At 58.5% G+C, this 2,583-nt stretch carries 2 protein-coding genes; both read left to right on the forward strand.

Going from position 1 to position 2,583, the window contains the following annotated elements; translation table 11 throughout:
- Positions 1–429, forward strand: a 429-nt coding sequence (locus tag AC29Z1_RS16330; protein ID WP_488272512.1) for an ABC transporter substrate-binding protein, incomplete at its 5' end; no start/stop codon positions are given.
- A 61-nt stretch (positions 430–490) separates the two neighbouring features.
- Complete coding sequence (locus AC29Z1_RS16335) at positions 491–2,473, forward strand: alkaline phosphatase family protein (RefSeq protein ID WP_488272513.1); 1,983 nt, start codon at positions 491–493, stop codon at positions 2,471–2,473.
- The last annotated feature ends 110 nt before the right edge of the window (positions 2,474–2,583 follow it).

The raw sequence follows: 2,583 nt of genomic DNA on the forward strand, positions 1-2,583 counted from the left end.
GTATGGGGAGCCGGTACCGACCAGGCAAAAGAGATCCCCGGCGTGAGCATCCTGACCGAAGACAGTGCAGCGAGGAACCAGTCCGTCGGTTTCCTGGTGGCCAGCCGACAGCTGATTGAGAGCAGTCCTCAGGTGGTGACGGCGACCCTCCGGGCGCTCGCCGAAGCGACAGACTGGATGCTCAATAACATGGAGGAAGCCAGCAAGATCGTGGCCAGCAAGGTAAAGGCTCCGCAGGAACAGGTACTGACGGAGATGCGGCGTGAGCATTACACACTGACACTTAAAGACGAGCAGTTGAAAACCATGGAACGTCTAGCGCAATTCATGTTCAATAGGGGCGTGCTCAAAGAGAAACTTGCGGTCCGCCAGTATGTAGCGCCGGACCTGCTGCGCGCAGTGGACCCGACGCGGGTTTCGCTACAGTAGGCGCCCAGGCGCAACGATCCGTATTGAGAGTCATCAGCATTCGTGCAGGGGGAAGAAACGGGTGACCAAAGCCAGGACAGTCCAAAAAGCTGTTGTAATCGGAATAGACAGCGCGTTACTCTCGCTCGCTGAGAGGTTCATGGCGGAGGGGTCAATGCCGAACCTGAAGAAACTCGCAGACCGAGGTGCTTACAGCGAAGCCTTACCTTCGATCCCGGTTGACACGCCTACCAACTGGACGACGATTGCATCCGGCGCCGAGCCTGCAACCCACGGGATCCTAAGTTTCACTGCTCATCGCGCAGGCGAGCCGCTGGACGTCGGCGAGAGAGACGCGGGCAGAAACAAACAGTCAACCTCCAGCAGGGCCGAATTCCTATGGGACGTGGCCGAAAGGGCAGGCAAGCGCACGTTGATACTGAACTATCCCACAGGATGGCCTGGAACAGGTGACAGCAGGGTTGTCATTGGCGGGCTCACGCCGGGAGGTGACCCGTGGCGTGTCAAGAAGCCGTGCGTGTATGCCACTTGTCATCCCGATGTGGTTGCCCTGGACCTTGCGACAGCCGAGATCAAGCACGTGCCCCTACGGCTTCGGCCTGCGCAGGGATGGGTAGGCCATGTCGAATCGAAGATGCCTCCGCTCGAAGCGGAGATACGTGTGGGCAATGAGACCGAATGCGAGGGTGAAGACCTTTTAGTTCTGCTCATTGCAGGCACGCCGGAGGGCTATGACCGGGTACTCATCACGCACTCGAAAGACGCACGACGGCCGCTCGCAAGCCTTGCACCTGGACAGTGGAGCGAATGGCTGGTGAGAAGCTTTGGTGCTGGCAAAGTCGTTTTCCGCTTCAAGCTGGCTCGTCTTTCCTCTGATGCAGAGCATGTCGAACTCTACTGTACGGATGTCTTTCGTGCGGAAGGATGGAGCTACCCGCCAGGCCTTGAGGCCGAGATCATCTCCGAAATTGGTCCATACGTAGAAGGTCTCGAGTGCCCGTATGTCCCGGTAAACGAGCAATTACGTCCCTACGGCCCTCTCAACGTGAGCGCAGACATTACTCTTGAACAGGCGATGTTCCAGGCAGACTGGATGGCTCGCGCTGCGGTGCACCTGGGAAAACGTCCTGGCTGGGATGTGCTTTTCCTGCACTACCACCTCGTAGATGCGCTCAACCATACGTTTCTGGGATACCTTGATCCTGAGTTCCCGTATACGTCTCGGTCTCTGACTGAGAAGGCGTGGGAGCTGTACAGGGACGCATATCGGATCGTGGATCGTCTGATCGGCAGGATCGCCGAGGGCTGCATGAACGAGTCAACAGTGCTGGTGGTCACATCCGACCACGGCTCCCTGCCTACCTGGAGGTATGTTTCAATTGTGCAGGCGCTGGTCAACGCTGGATTGCTGGAGTACTCTTGGGATTCGACGGTAGGACGGTTCTGTGTGGACACCGAGGGTTCCAAAGCTGTGCCATATCTTGATCCGCAGCATATCTGGGTGAATCTTGCTGGACGGGAGCCTGGCGGAAGGGTGCCGCCGGGGCAGTATGAAGCAGTTCGGGACCAGGTGATAGCCACTTTGCGGCAGATTCGGGATCCCGAGACCGGGGAATGCCCGGTTCATCTGGCCTGCCGGCCAGAGGACCTCGGCATAGTCGGGGCGTCGCGAGAGTGGGTAGGAGATGTGCTGTACTTCCTCAAGCCGGGGTACTCCACATGGGACGGCGAGATTCAGTCCCTGCGATTTGGTAGCCTCTACGCGGAGCGTTTGGGTCGAGCAATCGTCCGCCCGTCCACAATTGTGGCGGGTCACCATACGCCTTACCTGCCCACTGCAACCTATAAGGGATTTGCGAATGCCGCTATGACCTTCTTTAGCGGTGCTGGCGTCCGACAAGGTTACAGGCGCAAATGGCCGATTCGACTCAAGGATATCGCACCCACCCTTGCATACCTCTTGGGGCTCAGGGGACCAGCCCAGTCCGAGGGTGCCATACTGTGGGATATGCTTGAAGGAGAAGAGCGAAATGGCGGCAGATAGCGTTGCCCTGCGCCTTCGAGGGGTATCAAAGACATACCGCCGGGGTCGGGGCCATGTGGAGAGGGTTCTCGGAGAGATCGACCTGACGGTGCAAGCAGGAGAGTTCCTCG

The organism is Sporomusa sp. (genome assembly GCF_057736855.1).